The sequence below is a fragment of the Streptomyces sp. NPDC102467 genome, assembly GCF_044765445.1.
Taxonomy (GTDB): domain Bacteria; phylum Actinomycetota; class Actinomycetes; order Streptomycetales; family Streptomycetaceae; genus Streptomyces.
Window position 1 is genome coordinate 492,887 of sequence record NZ_JBIWKA010000004.1, and the last position, 16,272, is coordinate 509,158.

At 71.4% G+C, this 16,272-nt stretch carries 11 protein-coding genes and 1 pseudogene; 2 read left to right on the forward strand and 10 right to left on the reverse strand.

Annotated features, from left to right (window positions below; genetic code table 11):
• Positions 1 to 11: 11 nt before the first annotated feature.
• From scpB to ACIREE_RS10895, 8 genes and pseudogenes are all read right to left on the reverse strand, one after another.
• Positions 12 to 647, reverse strand: coding sequence for an SMC-Scp complex subunit ScpB (gene scpB / locus ACIREE_RS10860; protein ID WP_404149308.1), 636 nt, complete (start codon positions 645 to 647; stop codon positions 12 to 14).
• 11 nt (positions 648 to 658) lie between these two features.
• Positions 659 to 1,645, reverse strand: a complete 987-nt coding sequence (locus ACIREE_RS10865) for a segregation and condensation protein A (protein ID WP_404149311.1) — start codon at positions 1,643 to 1,645, stop codon at positions 659 to 661.
• Positions 1,646 to 1,672: 27 nt separating this feature from the next.
• Positions 1,673 to 2,263 carry a hypothetical protein gene (locus tag ACIREE_RS10870; RefSeq protein WP_404149313.1) on the reverse strand — a complete coding sequence of 197 codons (591 nt, stop codon included), beginning with the start codon at positions 2,261 to 2,263 and terminating at the stop codon, positions 1,673 to 1,675.
• The gene (locus ACIREE_RS10875) at positions 2,248 to 3,429 is read right to left on the reverse strand and encodes a ParA family protein (RefSeq protein ID WP_404149316.1); all 1,182 of its coding nucleotides are present in this window, start codon (positions 3,427 to 3,429) and stop codon (positions 2,248 to 2,250) included. Before ACIREE_RS10875 ends, ACIREE_RS10870 begins: the two co-directional genes overlap by 16 nt.
• A 331-nt stretch (positions 3,430 to 3,760) precedes the next feature.
• Positions 3,761 to 4,876: an alanine dehydrogenase gene (ald, locus tag ACIREE_RS10880; RefSeq protein WP_404149319.1), complete on the reverse strand. Its 1,116-nt coding sequence runs from the start codon at positions 4,874 to 4,876 to the stop codon at positions 3,761 to 3,763.
• Positions 4,877 to 5,021: 145 nt separating this feature from the next.
• Positions 5,022 to 7,140 (reverse strand): annotated as a pseudogene (locus tag ACIREE_RS10885) (tetratricopeptide repeat protein).
• Positions 7,141 to 7,512: 372 nt separating this feature from the next.
• Positions 7,513 to 8,148 (reverse strand): NUDIX domain-containing protein, encoded by a 636-nt coding sequence (locus ACIREE_RS10890; RefSeq protein ID WP_404149321.1) that lies wholly within the window; start codon positions 8,146 to 8,148, stop codon positions 7,513 to 7,515.
• A gap of 94 nt (positions 8,149 to 8,242) precedes the next feature.
• On the reverse strand, positions 8,243 to 9,943 hold the full coding sequence (locus tag ACIREE_RS10895; RefSeq protein WP_404149323.1) for a CTP synthase: 1,701 nt from the start codon (positions 9,941 to 9,943) through the stop codon (positions 8,243 to 8,245).
• Between the two features lie 587 nt (positions 9,944 to 10,530).
• Between ACIREE_RS10895 and ACIREE_RS10900 the strand changes: the two genes are divergently transcribed.
• The gene (locus tag ACIREE_RS10900) at positions 10,531 to 12,333 is read left to right on the forward strand and encodes a glycoside hydrolase family 15 protein (RefSeq protein WP_404149424.1); all 1,803 of its coding nucleotides are present in this window, start codon (positions 10,531 to 10,533) and stop codon (positions 12,331 to 12,333) included.
• 44 nt (positions 12,334 to 12,377) lie between these two features.
• Positions 12,378 to 14,048, forward strand: coding sequence for a PucR family transcriptional regulator (locus ACIREE_RS10905; protein ID WP_404149327.1), 1,671 nt, complete (start codon positions 12,378 to 12,380; stop codon positions 14,046 to 14,048).
• Positions 14,049 to 14,075: 27 nt separating this feature from the next.
• On the opposite strand, the gene ACIREE_RS10910 is transcribed toward ACIREE_RS10905, so the two are convergent.
• Both ACIREE_RS10910 and ACIREE_RS10915 read right to left on the reverse strand, forming a co-directional pair.
• A complete protein-coding gene (locus ACIREE_RS10910; RefSeq protein WP_404149330.1) occupies positions 14,076 to 15,218 on the reverse strand; it encodes a glycosyltransferase family 4 protein in 1,143 nt (380 codons plus the stop codon).
• A 151-nt stretch (positions 15,219 to 15,369) separates the two neighbouring features.
• On the reverse strand, positions 15,370 to 16,143 hold the full coding sequence (locus tag ACIREE_RS10915) for a hypothetical protein (protein ID WP_404149333.1): 774 nt from the start codon (positions 16,141 to 16,143) through the stop codon (positions 15,370 to 15,372).
• Between the last annotated feature and the right edge of the window lie 129 nt (positions 16,144 to 16,272).

Below are 16,272 nucleotides of genomic sequence, written 5' to 3' on the forward strand. Positions count from 1 at the left end.
CAAAATTCCGTCTAGTCGGCTGTGTGCTCGGTGTACTCGGAACCCGGCGCATCGGGTGCGTCCGGGTCGAACGACGGAACCCCTTCGAGAGTCTCGGCCTCGATCGCGTCCGCCTCGGGGAGGAAGGGCGCGAGTTCCGGCAGCTCGTCCAGGCCTCGCAGGCCCATCCGCTCCAGAAAGTAGTTCGTCGTCCTGTACAGGATCGCACCTGTTTCGGGTTCCGCGCCCGCCTCCTCCACCAGACCCCTCTGCAACAGGGTCCGCATGACCCCGTCACAGTTGACTCCGCGCACCGCGGAGACCCGCGATCGGCTGACCGGCTGGCGGTACGCGACGACCGCCAGGGTCTCCAGGGCCGCCTGGGTGAGCCGGGCGACCTGCCCGTCGAGCACGAACCCCTCGACGGCCTCGGCGTACTCGGGCCGCGTGTAGAACCGCCAGCCCCCGGCGACGAGCCGCAGCTCGAAGCCGCGCCCCTGCACGGTGTACTCATCGGCCAGCTCACGGAGCGCGTCGGCGACGACCCGCTCGGGCCGCTGCAGGATCTTGGCGAGGTGCTGCTCGGTGGCGGGCTCGTCGACGACCATCAGGACGGCTTCGAGAGCGGGCTTGAGGGCGAGCCCGGCCACACCGCCGTCAGTACTCACGGTCTCCACGTTCACTCCGTGCCCTCCTCCTGCCGGTCGTTGACGCCGGGGTCACCGGGCGCATCGGGGGCCCGGTCGAACTCGTCGGTCACCACGGGTTCCGCCTCGTCCTCGCCGCCGGTCCAGCGCACGAGCAGCTCCCCGAGCGCGGTCTCCTGGTCCAGGGCGACCACTTTCTCGCGGTACAGCTCGAGGAGGGCCAGGAACCGGGCCACGACGGTCAACGTGTCGTCGGTGTCGGCGACCAGCTCCCGGAAACTGGCCTCGCCGAGCTCCCGCAGCCTGGCCACCACAAGCCCGGCCTGCTCCTGCACGCTCACCAGCGGGGCATGGATGTGGTCGATGTACACCTGCGGCTCGGGCCTGGGCTGCATCGCCTTCACGGCGAGCTCGGCGAACCCCTCGGGGCCGATCCTGATGACGACGTCCGGCAGCAGCTCCGCGTAGTGCGGCTCCAGGCCCACCGTCCGCGGGTACCGGCGCCCCTCGTCGTCGAGCCGCCCGCTGAAGATGTCGGCGATCCGCTTGTACGCGCGATACTGCAGCAGCCGCGCGAACAGCAGGTCACGGGCTTCGAGGAGCGCGAGATCGGCCTCGTCCTCCACCTCTGCGGTGGGCAGCAGCCGGGCGGCCTTCAGATCGAGCAGGGTCGCCGCGACGACGAGGAACTCGGTGGTCTGATCGAGGTCCCAGTCCGGCCCCATGGCCCGGATATGGGCCATGAACTCGTCGGTGACCTTCGACAGCGCGACCTCGGTGACGTCGAGCTTGTGCTTCGAGATCAGCTGAAGCAGCAGATCGAACGGCCCCTCGAAGTTGGCGAGCCGTACCTTGAAGCGCCCGTCGTCGACCTCGGGCGCGGGTTCCTCGACCTCGGCCTCGGGCACGATCTCCGGCTCCGGCCTCGGCTCCACGGCCTCCGCCTCGACCGGCCCGCGGCCCAGCGCACGCCGTCGGGCGCCCCGGCCGGGCAGAGGAGAGGAATCGTTCACGGGCATCACTGCCGGAGGCTACCGCCGACGACGCTAACGGCCACGCAGCCGGCGTACGAGAATGCTCGCGTCCCCGCGGGACTCCAGATCGGCCAGGACCACGGCGACCGCCTCGCGCACGATGCGGCCCCGGTCGACAGCGAGTCCGTGCTCACCGCGCAGCACAAGGCGTGCGTGTTCGAGGTCCATCAGTTCCTCGGCGGAGACGTACACGGTGATCTTCTCGTCGTGCCGCTCACGCCCGCTGGGGCGCCGGTTGGCGGCGCGCGACCGGCGCCGGGCGGCCGCGGTGGAGCTGCGCCCGCTGCCAGAACCTTCCTGCGGGCCGACGGAAGCACGCCGGGGCGGTTTCTCCCCGGCCTCCGCGGCGGCGGCCCGGCTGCGCGAGCCGGCCTCCGACTCGGCCTCCGCGGCCGTGTGCTCCGCGGAGGGCGCGGACGCCGTGTCGGAGTCGCTCTGGTCCGCGGCAGGTGACGAGGCGGCTGCCTCGTCGCTCTCGCCTGCCGGTCCCGGGACCCGCGCCTCACCGTTGGCCGGACGCCGTGGCGACGACGACTGCAGTGCCATTCCCCCGGTCGTACGGAACAGTTCGTCGGCCCCCGGCAGACTCACTCGGCGGGACACCGGGCGAGCACCTCCCTGGCGAGCTGACGATAGGCCGCGGCACCGACCGAGTTCGAGGCGTACGTGGTGATCGGCTCACCGGCGACCGTGGTCTCCGGGAAGCGGACCGTGCGCCCGATCACCGTGTGGTACACGTGATCGTCGAAGGCCTCGACCACGCGGGCCAGGACCTCACGGCTGTGCACCGTTCGGGAGTCGTACATCGTGGCGAGGATGCCGTCGAGCTCCAGCTCCGGGTTCAGACGCTCCTGAACCTTCTCGATGGTCTCGGTCAGCAGGGCCACACCGCGCAGCGCGAAGAACTCGCACTCCAGCGGCACGATCACCTTGTGCGCCGCCGTCAGCGCGTTCACCGTCAGCAGGCCGAGCGAAGGCTGACAGTCGATCACGATGTAGTCGTAGTCGGCCATCAGCGGCTTCAGCGCCCGCTGCAGCGTGGACTCGCGCGCGACCTCGCTGACCAACTGCACTTCGGCAGCGGACAGGTCGATGTTGCTCGGCAGCAGGTCCATGTTCGGAACGGCGGTCTTGAGAAGGACCTCGTCCGCGGACATCCCCCGCTCCATGAGCAGGTTGTAGACCGTGAGATCGAGCTCCATCGGGTTCACACCCAGGCCCACCGACAGTGCGCCCTGCGGGTCGAAGTCGACGAGCAGGACCCTGCGGCCGTACTCGGCGAGCGCGGCACCCAGGTTGATGGTCGACGTGGTCTTGCCGACGCCGCCCTTCTGGTTGCACATCGCGATGATCTTCGCGGGGCCGTGATCGGTCAGTGGTCCTGGAATCGGGAAGTACGGCAACGGACGCCCGGTCGGACCGACGCGCTCACGGCGCTGACGGGCAGCGTCCGGGGCAAGCGTGGCCGCGTACTCGGGGTCGGGCTCGTACTCGGCGTCTGGGTCGTAGAAGTGCCCCTCGGGGGACAGTTCGTCGTAGTCGGCGAAGTGGCTGTGTGTGTCGCCGCTTCGGTCGCCGGCCATGGCGTTCACGTGATGGCCATCCATGCTCTGGTGTGCTGTCTGCGTCGGCTTCTGCTGGGGGCTGCTCTGGTAGCCGCTCTGGTGGGCCGCGAAGGTACGCACAGCTACGGAGCCGACAGCTTGAAGCCCCGCGGGTCCCTGTCCGCCTGGCTGGCCACCTCCGGGAGTAAATGTCGACTCATTCACAAGTCGTCTTACCTCCTTGGATGTGACCAGGAACATTTATCGATAGGTCAGCGTGGCACCTTGCCGACGGTTGGCGACTCTATGGCGTGTCACCGCTTCGCAGCAACACAATCCGCCGTTCCCGGCTCGATGTGTCGGCAAAGGAACACCGTCATGTCAAGGGCGTGCGACGGTTCTTCGGCGCGTTTCATGGGTGTGCGAATCGGTTAAAGGGTTACGTTCAAGGCGAGTTGACCAAGTCCGTACCCATGCGCTTACGGCCGGACCCCTCGCAAGGTCCGGCCGCAGGCGTGAGATTGACGACTTCTGTTGACGTCGTCGCGGGCGGGGCTCAGCCGAGCAGGGCCTCGATGTCGACGTGCTCCAGACCGTGTGCCTCCGCGACCTGCCGGTAAACCACCTTGCCGTCATGGGTGTTGAGTCCCAGAGCGAGCGCGGGGTCGCGGCGCAGGGCCTCGGCCCAGCCGCGGTCGGCCAGTTCCACGATGTACGGAAGCGTGGCGTTGGTCAGCGCGAATGTCGACGTATTGGGCACGGCGCCGGGCATGTTGGCGACACAGTAGAAGACCGAGTTGTGGACCGGGAAGGTCGGCTCGGCGTGCGTCGTCGGGTGCGAATCCTCGAAGCAGCCGCCCTGGTCGATCGCGATGTCGACAAGGACACTTCCCGGCTTCATGCGCGAGACGAGCTCGTTGGTGACGAGCTTCGGGGCCTTGGCGCCGGGGATCAGCACCGCACCGATGACGAGGTCCGCGTCGAGGCAGGCCTTCTCCAGCTCGAAGGCGTTGGAGACGACGGTCTGGATCTTCGTGCCGAAGACTTTGTCGGCTTCCCTGAGCTTGTTGATGTCCTTGTCGAGCAGGGTCACGTGGAAGCCCATGCCGATGGCGATCTGCGCGGCGTTCCAGCCGGAGACGCCACCGCCGATGACGACGGCCTTGCCGGCGGCGACGCCGGGGACCCCGCCGGGCAGCACGCCACGGCCGCCGTTGGCGGCCATCAGGTGGTAGGCGCCGACCTGCGGGGCGAGGCGGCCCGCGACCTCGGACATCGGGGCGAGCAGCGGCAGCTGGCGGCTCGCGGTCTCGACCGTCTCGTAGGCGATGGCGGTCGTGCCGGAGTCCAGGAGCGCGTCGGTGCACTCCCTGGACGCGGCCAGGTGCAGGTAGGTGAAGAGCGTCTGGTCCTTGCGGATGCGGTGGTACTCCTCCGCGATCGGCTCCTTGACCTTCAGGAGCAGGTCGGCGGTGGCCCACACCTCGTCGGCGGTGGCGAGGATCCGCGCGCCCGCCGCGAGGTACTCGGCGTCCGCGATCGAGGAACCCGCACCGGCGTTGCGCTCGACGAAGACCTGGTGGCCGTGGCGGGCGAGCTCATGCACGCCGGCCGGGGTGATGGCCACCCGGAACTCGTTGTTCTTGACCTCGCGGGGGATGCCGACCTTCATCGTCGATCACGGTCCTTGGCTCAGGGGATATCTCGGAAAATGCACTGCATACCAGTGCATCGACGGACACACCGGGAGACGCCACGGAAGTACGCGGCGGAGCCAGTCTAATGAAGGTCTTCTCGCTGTCTAGCCTTTCGATGCATCAATCTTCTGAGGATGCACTACGGATTTCGTAGGTGTTAGTGGCTTGTTCCGAAGGGTTTGCTTGTGGGGGCGCCGCGGGTGGGGCCACCAGGCATCTCCTCTCCCAGCATGCGCTCGGCCGCACCGCGGTGCAGCTTGGCCGCGGCGGGGTCGCCGAGCCGCTCCAGCGTGTCCGCGAGCCGCAGCTGGAGCGCCGCCTGCAGCCGTACGTCTTGGGCCTGCCGGGCCCATTCGACCGCCTCCTGGCAGGTGCGCAGCGACTCCTCGGGCCGCCCCGCGTACTCCTGCACCCGGGCCAGCTCGCTCAAGGCCCTCGCCTGGGCGGGCACGTCGCCTTCCTTGCGGTATCCGGCGACGGCCGAGCGCCAGCCCCGCAGCGCCTCGCCGTAGCGCCCCGCGTACGTGTGGACGGCGGCCATCCGGCCGTGCAGGCGCGCGGCGTCGGCCCGCTCGCCCCGGGTGAGCCGCTGGGCGAGGGCCCGGCCGTACCAGTCGGCGGCCCGCTGCCAGTCCCCCAGCTCCTGGTGGGCGCCGCCCACGGATTCCATCGCGCGGCCGGTCGCGTAGGGGTCCTGCGCGGCCCGTCCGGCATCCAGCGCGGCCCGGTAACGGGCGAGGGCCTCCCGCGTCCGGCCGGTCTCGGCGTCGAGGTCGGCGAGGTTCAGCAGCGCGGCGGCCTTCTCCCTCGGCAGGTCCCTGCGCTCGGCGACATCGAGAACCAGCCGATGGATGCCGTACAGCTCGGGCGCGGCGGCCTCGGTGCCCCGGTGCGCCACCATCGCCCGCACCAGCGCGGCCATCAGCCGCCTGGCCAGCGTGTCCAGCTCGCCGTCCGCCACGGCGAGGCGGGCCGCGGCGAGCAGCGCGGGCTGCCGTACGCGCAGCCACTCCGCGGCCGCCGCCGGGTCCGCGAACCGCAGGGCGCTGGGCAGCCCCGCGAGCTTCTTGCGGGCCGGGGTCCCGTCCGGCTCGGTGATCGCGCGGCAGGATGTCAGCAGCCGGACGGTCCGTTCCAGCATCCGGGCGCGGGCCAGCTGCACCTCGGCGGGCCGGTCCGCCGTCTCGGTGAGCCCGCGGAGCAACGGCATCAGACAGCCGGGCACCTCGTACTGCGGAAGCCCGGAGTCGACGGCGCGGACGAGCCCGAGGGCGACGAAGTCGTCCAGAGTGGTGCGGGCGGCGGAGACGGAGCAGCCCGCGAGCGCCGACGCGGTGTGCGGGTCGACGTAGCCTTCGGGCGCCAGCGACAAGTAGCGCAGTATCCGCGCGGCGGGCCCGGCCAGTGAGGCGTAGGAGTGCCGGAAGACCCGTGCGAGGGCGCCCCCCTCACCGGCGCCGTCGACGGAGTGCAGTTGCTTGGCCAGGTCGGCCACGGACTCCTCGGGGCGTTCGGCGAGCCAGCCGCCGGCGATCTCCAGTGCGGCGGGTTCGGCGCCGCACAGCTCCACCAGGGACTCGGCGGAGCGCGGGTCGCAGGTGATCCGGACGGACCCGGTGTGCGTGGTGAGGAGTTCGAGAGCGGACTTGGTGTCGAGTCCGCCGAGCGTGCAGGGCCGTACGTCCGGGATCCCGGTGAGCGGTCCCTCGGCGACGGCCACGACCAGGCAGTCCGGGGAGTCGGGAAGCAGCGGGTCGACACTCTCGGCGTCGCCCGCGTCGTCGAGCAGCAGCACGACCCGGCGCACGGACAGGCCCTCGCGCAGGCGCTCGGTCAGGTCGTCGGCCGACTCGCCGGGGGGCGCGGGCAGTTCGAGCGCGTTCAGCAGGTCACGGGCGACGCGCTCGGTCGGCACGGGAGTGCCGTCGGGGGCGGTCAGCCGGGTGCGCAGGGCGCCGTCGGGGTAGCGGTCGGCGACCTGGTCGAGCAGCTCCTCGGCGAGAGCGGTGCGGCCGGTGCCGGGGCGGCCCGCGATCAGCAGGACGCGGGCGCGGGGCGCCTTGCGGCCGGACAGCGTGTCGAGCCCGGCCCGCTCGATGTCGGACCGCAACTCCTTCAACTCGCGCCTGCGTCCCAGGAACTGACCGTCCGCCACGTCCTGGCCCCGGCGGGCGCGACGCCGCTTGCGGGACGTCTCGACCGTCGTCTCGTCGTCCGACTCGACCGCCTGATCCGTCACGGGCCACGCTCCGTCTCACCCATCCCCTCCGGGGGTCGGCAGGGGCGGTCCCGAGCCTAGTTCAGGGGGTGGGGGCACCCTTGGCGGACGGCGCGCCGTAGTCCCCTGATCGGATCAGCGGATGGTCGCATTAGCGCCAATTGGGGGCGGCGAGGTGAGGTTCGTGGGCGGCTGCAGGTGCGTCGTGGCTGGTCGCGCAGTTCCCCGTGCCCGCTGAAATGCGCACTGCGTGCGCCATTTCAGCGGGCGCGCATCACGCGCCCCATGGGGCTGCGGCGAAGCCGCATGCCTCAGGGGCGCGGGGAACTGCGCGACCAGCCACGACGGCGCCGCACTCGCCCGACGAGAAACCGGGGCAGACGAACAGGCGGATCAGGCCTCGAACGGCCGCGCAGGCCACGGCGCCTCGGCGGGCCGCAGCCCATCGATCCCGCCGCCACTCCCCCCGAGCACAGCGCTCAGCGAAAGCGCCCCGACCACAAGGCAGTTGTTGTGCAGGTCACCGGCGAGCACCCCCTGGACCAGGTCCGCCAACGGCACCCGCGCCAGCTCCATGTCGGCTTCTTCGTCCTCCACCTCGAAGCGGGCGCCCTCCGCCTCGGAGAGGTCCCGTGCGAGGAAGATGCGGACGGCCTCGGAGCAGCCGCCCGGCGTCGTGTAGACATCGGTGAGCACGCGCCAGTCCTCGGCCTTGACGTACGCCTCCTCGTACAGCTCGCGCTGCGCGGCGTGCAGCGGGTTCTCGCCGGGGATGTCGAGGAGGCCGGCCGGGATCTCCCAGAGCTTCATGGAGACGGGGTGGCGGTACTGCTTCAGGACGAGGACGCGGTCCTGGTCGTCGAGGGCGAGGACGGCGACGGAGCCGGGGTGGACCTGGTAGTCGCGGCGGGCCACCGACCCGTCGGGCATGACGACGTCGTCCGTGCGCACGGAGGTCTTGTTCCCGACGAAGGGGGTCTCGGTGGCCCGGACCTCCCACTTCTCGGCGGTGTCCTTGATCGTCGTCATGTCGACACGTCCTCCCACGCACACAAAAGAAACCGGGGCACGTGCCGCATAAGGCACGCACCCCGGTAACCGTACATCGCTTGTGTTACAAGCCTTACTTGGCCTTCTTCGCTCCCACGGACCCCCCGGAACCCGCAGCGCCCGCGGCAGCCGCCACCTTGCGCTCGACGGCGGCCTTCACGAGACCGGCGAAGAGCGGGTGCGGACGCGTCGGGCGCGAGCGCAGCTCCGGGTGCGCCTGCGTGGCGACCAGGTACGGGTGGACCTCGCGCGGGTACTCGACGTACTCGACGAGCTTGCCGTCCGGGGAGAGACCGGAGAACTGCAGACCGGCCTGCTTCTCCAGTTCGGCGCGGTACGCGTTGTTCACCTCGTAGCGGTGACGGTGGCGCTCCTCGACGTACTCCTTGCCGTCGTACACCTCACGGGCGATGGAGCCCTCGGCGAGCTTGGCCGGGTACATGCCGAGCCGCATGGTGCCGCCCATGTCGCCGTCACCGGCGACGATGTCGAGCTGCTCGGCCATGGTGGAGATCACCGGGTGGCCGGTGGCGGCGTCGAACTCGGTGGAGTTGGCGTCGGGGATGTCGGCCAGGTTCCGCGCGGCCTCGATCACGATGCACTGCAGGCCCAGGCAGAGGCCGAGCAGCGGGATCTTGTTCTCGCGGGCGAACTGGATCGCGCCGACCTTGCCGGACACACCGCGGTCGCCGAAGCCGCCGGGGATGCAGACCGCGTCGACGTCGCCGAGCTGCTTCGCGGCGCCGGCCGGGGTCTTGCAGTCGTCCGACGTGACCCACTTGATCTTGACGCGGGCCTTGTTGGCGAAGCCGCCGGCGCGCAGCGCCTCGGTCACCGACAGATAGGCGTCGGGCAGGTCGATGTACTTGCCGACCAGGGCCATGACGATCTCGTGGTCGGGGTTGTGGACGCGGTCCAGCAGGTCGTCCCAGGTCGTCCAGTCCACGTCGCGGAACGGCAGGTCCAGCTTGCGGACGACGTACGCGTCCAGGCCCTCGGTGTGCACGACCTTCGGGATGTCGTAGATCGAGCGGGCGTCGGGGCAGGCCACGACGGCGTCCTCGTCGACGTCGCACATCAGGCTGATCTTGCGCTTGATGGCGGTCGGCACCTCGCGGTCGCTGCGCAGCACGATGGCGTCCGGCTGGATACCGATGTTGCGCAGGGCGGCCACCGAGTGCTGGGTGGGCTTGGTCTTCAGCTCGCCGGAGGGGCCGATGTAGGGCAGCAGCGAGATGTGGACCACGAACACGTTGTCCCGGCCGACCTCGTGGCGGACCTGGCGGACGGTCTCCAGGAAGGGCAGCGACTCGATGTCGCCGACCGTGCCGCCGACCTCGGTGATCACGACGTCGACCTCGTCGGTCGCCATCCGGCGGATGCGGTGCTTGATCTCGTTCGTGATGTGCGGGATGACCTGGACGGTGTCGCCGAGGTACTCACCGCGCCGCTCCTTCGCGATGACCTGCGAGTAGACCTGGCCGGTGGTGACGTTGGCCGAGCCGTCGAGGTCGACGTCGAGGAAGCGCTCGTAGTGGCCGATGTCCAGGTCGGTCTCGGCGCCGTCGTTCGTGACGAACACCTCGCCGTGCTGGAAGGGGTTCATCGTGCCGGGGTCGACGTTCAGGTACGGGTCGAGCTTCTGCATGACGACGCGGAGGCCCCGTGCCTTGAGCAACATCCCGAGGCTGGAGGCGGTGAGGCCCTTGCCGAGGGAGGAAGCGACACCCCCGGTGACGAAGATGTGCTTGGTCGTCGTGGATTTGGGCGTCATGGCCAAGAGGGGGCTCCCGTGGTCGCGGTCTGGGGGTGCGTACCGGCGTACTCTCCGGACTTTCGGGGGAGGCGCCGTCGCTGCGGTTCGGGGGTTCTGGGACCACCGGCTCACGGGCTACCAGGGTATCAGCGACGAGGCGAGGGTGCTTCCGGCCACGCTCCGCACATGCGTAGCCACAAGCACACAACTTCATCACCCGGCACTCACCCGTTCGGCGCAGGCGCTTTGTCGGGAGCAGCACGCGGATCACTTGGGGGCGACGTATCCTGCTCGGACAATGCGGCTGGCGAGTCACATCAGGAAAACGGCACCACAACGGCACCACCCCTGTCCGTTCCCGACCGTTCACCGGAGTACAGAATCCGATCGCCGGTGTCTCTGCCGGAACAACCGGCTCGTCAGTTCGTTTGACAACGACCCATCCCGACGGCGTAGCAAGACGCCCGTCGACCCTCGTTACCGTTGCCTTACCGTTGATCGTTGACCGATCTAAGACCGTTGACCGCTGAGACCGCATTTGCGATCGCCCCTGGACGCTCCGTCGCAGTCAAGGGGCGGACGTGGCCGTTCGACTGGAGATGCACGTGGCCGGGCGCATCGAGGATTACGCACTTATCGGAGACATGCAGACCGCTGCCCTGGTCTGCCGGGACGGCACAGTCGACTGGCTGTGCCTGCCCCGCTTCGACTCGCACGCCATTTTCGCCGGGCTGCTCGGCACCGAGGACCACGGCTTCTGGCGCCTCGGCCCCGCGCATACGGCCGACGCGCAGCCGCCGACCGCGGCGCGGCGCACCTATCTCGGCGATTCGCTGATTCTCGAATCCGAGTGGGACACCCCGCGCGGCACGGTCCGCGTCACCGACTTCATGCCGCCGCGTGACGGCGCGCCCCAGCTGACCCGGATCGTGGAGGGCGTCAGCGGGCGCGTCCCGATGCGCTCGGCGCTGCGGATGCGGTTCTCGTACGGGCGTATCACCCCGTGGGTGCACAAGGTGGACGGGCGCACGGTCGCGGTGGCCGGTCCCGACTCCGTGTGGCTGGACTCCGAGGCCGAGACGTACGGCAAGGACCTGACGACGTACTCCGACTTCACGGTGGCGCCCGGCGAGAAGGTCGCGTTCACCATCCAGTGGCAGCCCTCGCACAAGGACCAGCCGCCGCTGCCGGACCCGCAGGGCGCCCTCACGGCGACGCAGGACTTCTGGCGCGAGTGGGTCGAGCACTGTACGTACCACGGGCCCTACCGCGAGGCCGTGGTGCGCTCGCTGATCACCCTTAAGGCGCTGACGTACGCGCCGACCGGGGGCATCGTCGCCGCGCCCACCACGTCGCTGCCGGAGGAGATCGGCGGCGTACGCAACTGGGACTACCGGTACACGTGGCTGCGGGACGCGGCGATCACGCTGTCGTCGCTGCTGCGCACCGGCTACCGCGAGGAGGCCCGCGCCTGGCGCGAGTGGCTGCTGCGGGCCGTGGCGGGCGACCCGGAGAACCTGCAGATCATGTACGGCATCGCGGGCGAGCGGGAGCTGGGCGAGGCGGAGCTCGACTGGCTGCCCGGCTACGAGAACTCGACGCCGGTGCGGGTCGGCAACGGGGCGGCGCACCAGCTCCAGCTCGACGTGTACGGCGAGGTGACCGAGGCGCTGCACCTCGCGCACATGACGGGGCTCGCGCGCAACGACTACGCCTCGCTGCTGCAACTGCGGCTCATCCAGTACCTGGAGGACCACTGGGACGAGCCGGACGAGGGCATCTGGGAGGTCCGCGGGCCGCGCCGGCACTTCGTGCACTCGAAGGTCATGGCGTGGGTGGCGGTGGACCGCACCATCAAGCTCATCGAGTCCGGTGACGCGGACGGCCCGCTGGAGAAGTGGCGCGAGCTGCGCGACGACATCCACCGGGACGTGTGCGAGCGGGGCTACGACCCGGAGCGCAACACCTTCACGCAGTCCTACGGCAGCAAGGAGCTCGACGCGTCGCTGCTGCTGATCCCGCAGATGGGCTTCCTGCCGCCGGACGACAAGCGGGTCATCGGAACCATCGAGGCGATCCAGCGCGAGCTGTCGACGACCGACGGGTTCATCCTGCGGTACCCGACGGACGGCGAGGACTCGGGCGTCGACGGGCTGCCGGGCGACGAGGGCGCGTTCCTCGCCTGCTCGTTCTGGATGGCGGACGACCTCGCGATGATCGGCCGGGTCGACGAGGCCCGCAAGCTCTTCGAGAAGCTGCTCGCCCTCCGCAACGACCTGGGGCTGCTCGCCGAGGAGTGGGACCCGCACCTGCAGCGTCAGGTCGGCAACTTCCCGCAGGCGTTCAGCCACGTGCCGCTGATCGACACGGCCCTGCGGCTCACCTCCTCAGGGGCGTACAGCGGCTGACCCCGGAATACCGGCGGGGCCCACCCGCCGGTACCGTCCGCTCCATGGACAGCTCCCTCCCCCCTTCGGCCCCCCACAGCGCACCCGGCGGCATCACCGTGCAGCGCGCCCTGGAGCTGCCGGGGCTGCGCAGCGGGCTGCCGGAGGTGGTGGCGGGCGCGGACCGGCTGGGGCGGACGGTGCGCTGGGTGCACGCGGGCGAGGTGCCCAACATCGCGTCGCTGCTCAAGGGCGGTGAACTGCTGCTGACCACGGGGTACGGCATCGGGACCCGCCCCGCCGAACAGCGCGTCTTCGTACGCAAGCTGGCCGACCGGGGCATCGCGGCGCTGGTCATCGAGCTGGGGCAGCGGTTCGCGCGGCTGCCCGCGGCGCTCGTGGAGACGGCGCGGACGGCAGGCCTGCCGCTGGTGCAGCTGCACCGCGAGGTGCCGTTCGTGACGGTCACCGAGGAGATCCACACCGAGATCGTCAACGGGCACTACGCGCTGCTCCAGCGGGCCGAGGAAGTGCACCGGCGGTGCACCGACGCCCTCCTCGACGGCGGTGGCGTCCCTCAAGTGCTGCGCATTCTGGCCGAGTTCAGCGGCAACCCGGTCTTCCTGGAGACCGCCGACGGGCAGCTCCTGTACGCGGCCGGCGTGGCGGCCGATGTCGCCGATCCGCTCCAGGTGTGGGAGGGCATGCGCGCCACCCACAAGGACGAACCGCCCGGCGGGGCCGTGCTCGTGGACGTGCCCGGAGGCGGTCCCGGGGCCGGTTCGGTGCGGGCGCGGCTCGTGCTGCTGCCGGTGTCGGCGCCGCTCGCGCCGGTGCACCGGATCGCGGCCGAGCGGGCCGCCGGATCACTGGCCGTGGTGCTGATGCAGGCCCGGCAGGAGGAGGAGTTGGCGGCGCGTGGGCGCGGCGACTTCCTCACCGATCTCGCGGAGGGCCGGATCACCCCGGAGGACGCCCCGGCGCAGGCCAGGGTCCTCGGCTTCAAGCCCATCGGGCAGGGCCCGCTGCTCCCGGTGGTGATGCGGCTGCCGGAGGCGTCGGCCGGGTCGGTGGGCCTCTCCCCCGGCGGCGGCTGGGCGGTGCTCGCGCGGGCCGTGTCGGAGGAGCTGGCCTCGGTCGGCGTGCCGGTCCTGCTGGGCGTACGGCCCGTCGAGGGGCGGGTGCCGCTGCTGCTCGGCCTGCGCTCGGAGTCGGAGCGCACGGCGGTCGCGGACCGGGTCGCGACGGCGCTGCGGACCGGGGTGGAGCGGGCCGGGATGCAGCGGGCGGGCACGCAGCCGCCGGTCGTGGTGGTCGGCGGGGCGGGCAGCTGGGCCGCGGCGGCGGCGGGTCTGCGGCACGCGGCGGAGACGGCCACGGCGGCGCAGGGCCTCGACGACAGGGCCTGGTACGACGCGCGGCGCCTGGACATCGATCTGCTGCTGTGGCGGCTGCACTGCCATGACGAAGGGGCTCTGTCGGCGTTCGTGGAGCGGGCGATCGGGCCGCTGCGGGACCATGACAGGCGCTCGAAGCCGCCCCTGCTGCCCACGCTCCAGACCTATCTGGCGCACGCGGGCCGCAAGGCGGAGACCGCGCGCGAACTGCATCTGAACCGGCAGACCCTCTACAACCGCCTGGCCCGTATAGGGGAGTTGCTCGGCACCGATCTGGACGATCCGCAGACGGTGCTCGCGCTGAGCCTGGCGCTGCGGGCCCGCCGCCACGTGCCGTAGGCCGAGCTCAGCGCGGCTCGGCTCGGCTCAGAAGGCTCCGGTCAACTCGTCGTACACGCTGAGAACTTGCGCGATGGTGGCGTCCTCGGTCGGCCAGGACGCGGCCTGCGCGCTGCCCCGGTCCTTGAGCTCCGCGCGGCGGCCGGGGTCGGACAGCAGCCGCTCGACGGCCCGCGCCAACGCCGGGGCGTCCCCGTACGGCACCAACTCGGCGCCTTCCCCGACGAGTTCGGGAATGCCGCCGACATCGGTCGCCACGAGCGGCACCCGGGCGTGCAGCGCCTCCTGCGCGAGCAGCGACCGCGACTCCCAGCTACTGGGGAGCAGCGCGAGGTCGGCGGCGGGCAGCAGTTCGGTGATGTCGTCGCGTCGGCCCACGAGCCGCACGGGCAGCCCCTCGCTCTCGATACGCCGCTGGAGCGCGGCCCGTTCGGGCCCTTCACCGGCGATGACGAGCAGCGGCGCGGGGTCGAGGTCGAGCCAGGCGTGGGCGGCGTCGAGCAGTACCTCGTAGCCCCGGTGCCGCCGCAGGCTGCCCACGGCCATCAGCAACGGGCGGTCCGCAGCGCCGAGTTCGGCCCGGACCTTGAGGCGGGTGCGCTCGGCGTCGTCGGCGTCGGCGTCGGCGTCGATGCGCGCGGTGCTGCGCGGCGGGAAGGAGACCGCGGCGAGCCGGGCGTCGCGGGCGCCGCGCGCTCTGGCCCGGTCGACCAGGTCGGAGGAGGTGCCGAGGACCACGGACGCGGCCCTGGCGACGCGCCGCTCCAGTATCCGCAGCAGGTGCACGCGGGCCCCTTCGGCGTAGCCGCGGGTGTGCCAGGTGACGACGAGCGGGACGCTGCGGCCGCTGAGCGCGAGGGAGGCGCGCAGCGCGGCGTGCAGTCCGTGCGCGTGCACCAGGTCGGCGTCGGCGCAGGCCACGCGGAGCGCGGCGACGGACGCCGGGTCGCTGCTGCGGGGCACCGCGAGATGGTGGGCACCGATGTCGCCGAATCCGTACGCACGCTCGGCCTCGGACGGCGCGCACACGGTGACCCGCACGCCACGGGCCACCAATCCGGCGGCCAGCGAACGGACATGGGCGCTGCTGCCCGCACTGCCGCCACCCAGCACCTGCACGGTGCGCAGCGGCGACTGTCCATGCGCTGAGTGGCTGCTCACGTGGCTCACGCGGCGGGGCTCCTGAGGGGTTGTCGGTTCGGGTGGTCCGGGCCAAGGATGCCAGTCCGTACGCACGTTCCGGCACCGGCCACGGTCCCCCACCGGGCGACCATGGGCAACACGGCGCACCGGACCACCCACAGGGATGATTCCGCACGTGTCAGTTTGAATCCTGCCGCAGATCCTTGCGGGCCCATGCGCTCACGCGCTCCCCGCACGCGGCCGCCGCCACGAGAGCGGCGGCGTGCGCGGCGAGTCCGGCCCTCCCGTTGCCCGCGACGATCGCCACGCCGAGCGCCGCGCCCAGGGCATGCGCGCCGGAGTCGCCGAGCATGCCGCGCTCGGCCAGGTCGTCGGGGAGCACGGCCGCGGCCGCCGCCATCGGCGCGGCCGCGATCGACCCGCGCAGCAGCCCGGCGGCGCCCAGGGCGAGCGCGGCCTGGGCCGCCCGCCCGGGGCGTACGTCCACGAGGTTGATGACATGCGCGGTACCCGCGACGACGACACCGGCGAGCACCTTGTCGACAGGGCGCTCCTTCAGCAGCGCGCCCGCGACGAGCCCGGCCGCCGAGATGCCGAACAACTTCACCGCGCCGCTGCTGAGTTCACCGGACCGCAGTGCTCCGAGGTGCGCCCGGAAGCCGCGCCGCGGGTCGTCCACCGCGGCCACGTCGTCGTACGCGCCACAGGCTCCGGCCGCGAACGTGGCGACGAGGGCGGCGGCCCGCGTGCCCGGATCCGCGGCGAGCGCGCCCGCCGCGACGCCCACCGTGACGGCGGGCCCGGAGCACAGATCGACCGGGCGGCCCGCGTGGTTCTTCCGGTCCCACAGGTCGGCGCCGCCCGGCTTCGTACGGCGCAGGACCGTGCGGGCGGCGTGGGTGACGCCCGCAGCGATCACGGCGGAACGGAGGATGCGGGTGACGTCGATCATGCGGTCACCCTAGGGCCCTTCTGACGGATCTCCGTGGGAGAAGGAGCGGCGTAGTGGGGTCTCCCCTGCTCGAACGGAGTTGAGAGCTTGGGGAAGCGTGCCCTGGGGGTCCCCCCGGCCGGAGGCTGG

Excerpts from the sequence above, each read along its gene's own strand:
- ACIREE_RS10865 (WP_404149311.1), bottom strand. The coding sequence starts at position 1,645 with ATGCCCGTGAACGATTCCTCTCCTCTGCCCGGCCGGGGCGCCCGACGG.
- ald (WP_404149319.1), bottom strand. The coding sequence starts at position 4,876 with ATGAAGGTCGGCATCCCCCGCGAGGTCAAGAACAACGAGTTCCGGGTG.
- ACIREE_RS10890 (WP_404149321.1), bottom strand. The coding sequence starts at position 8,148 with ATGACGACGATCAAGGACACCGCCGAGAAGTGGGAGGTCCGGGCCACC.
- ACIREE_RS10895 (WP_404149323.1), bottom strand. The coding sequence starts at position 9,943 with ATGACGCCCAAATCCACGACGACCAAGCACATCTTCGTCACCGGGGGT.
- ACIREE_RS10905 (WP_404149327.1), top strand. The coding sequence starts at position 12,378 with ATGGACAGCTCCCTCCCCCCTTCGGCCCCCCACAGCGCACCCGGCGGC.
- ACIREE_RS10915 (WP_404149333.1), bottom strand. The coding sequence starts at position 16,143 with ATGATCGACGTCACCCGCATCCTCCGTTCCGCCGTGATCGCTGCGGGC.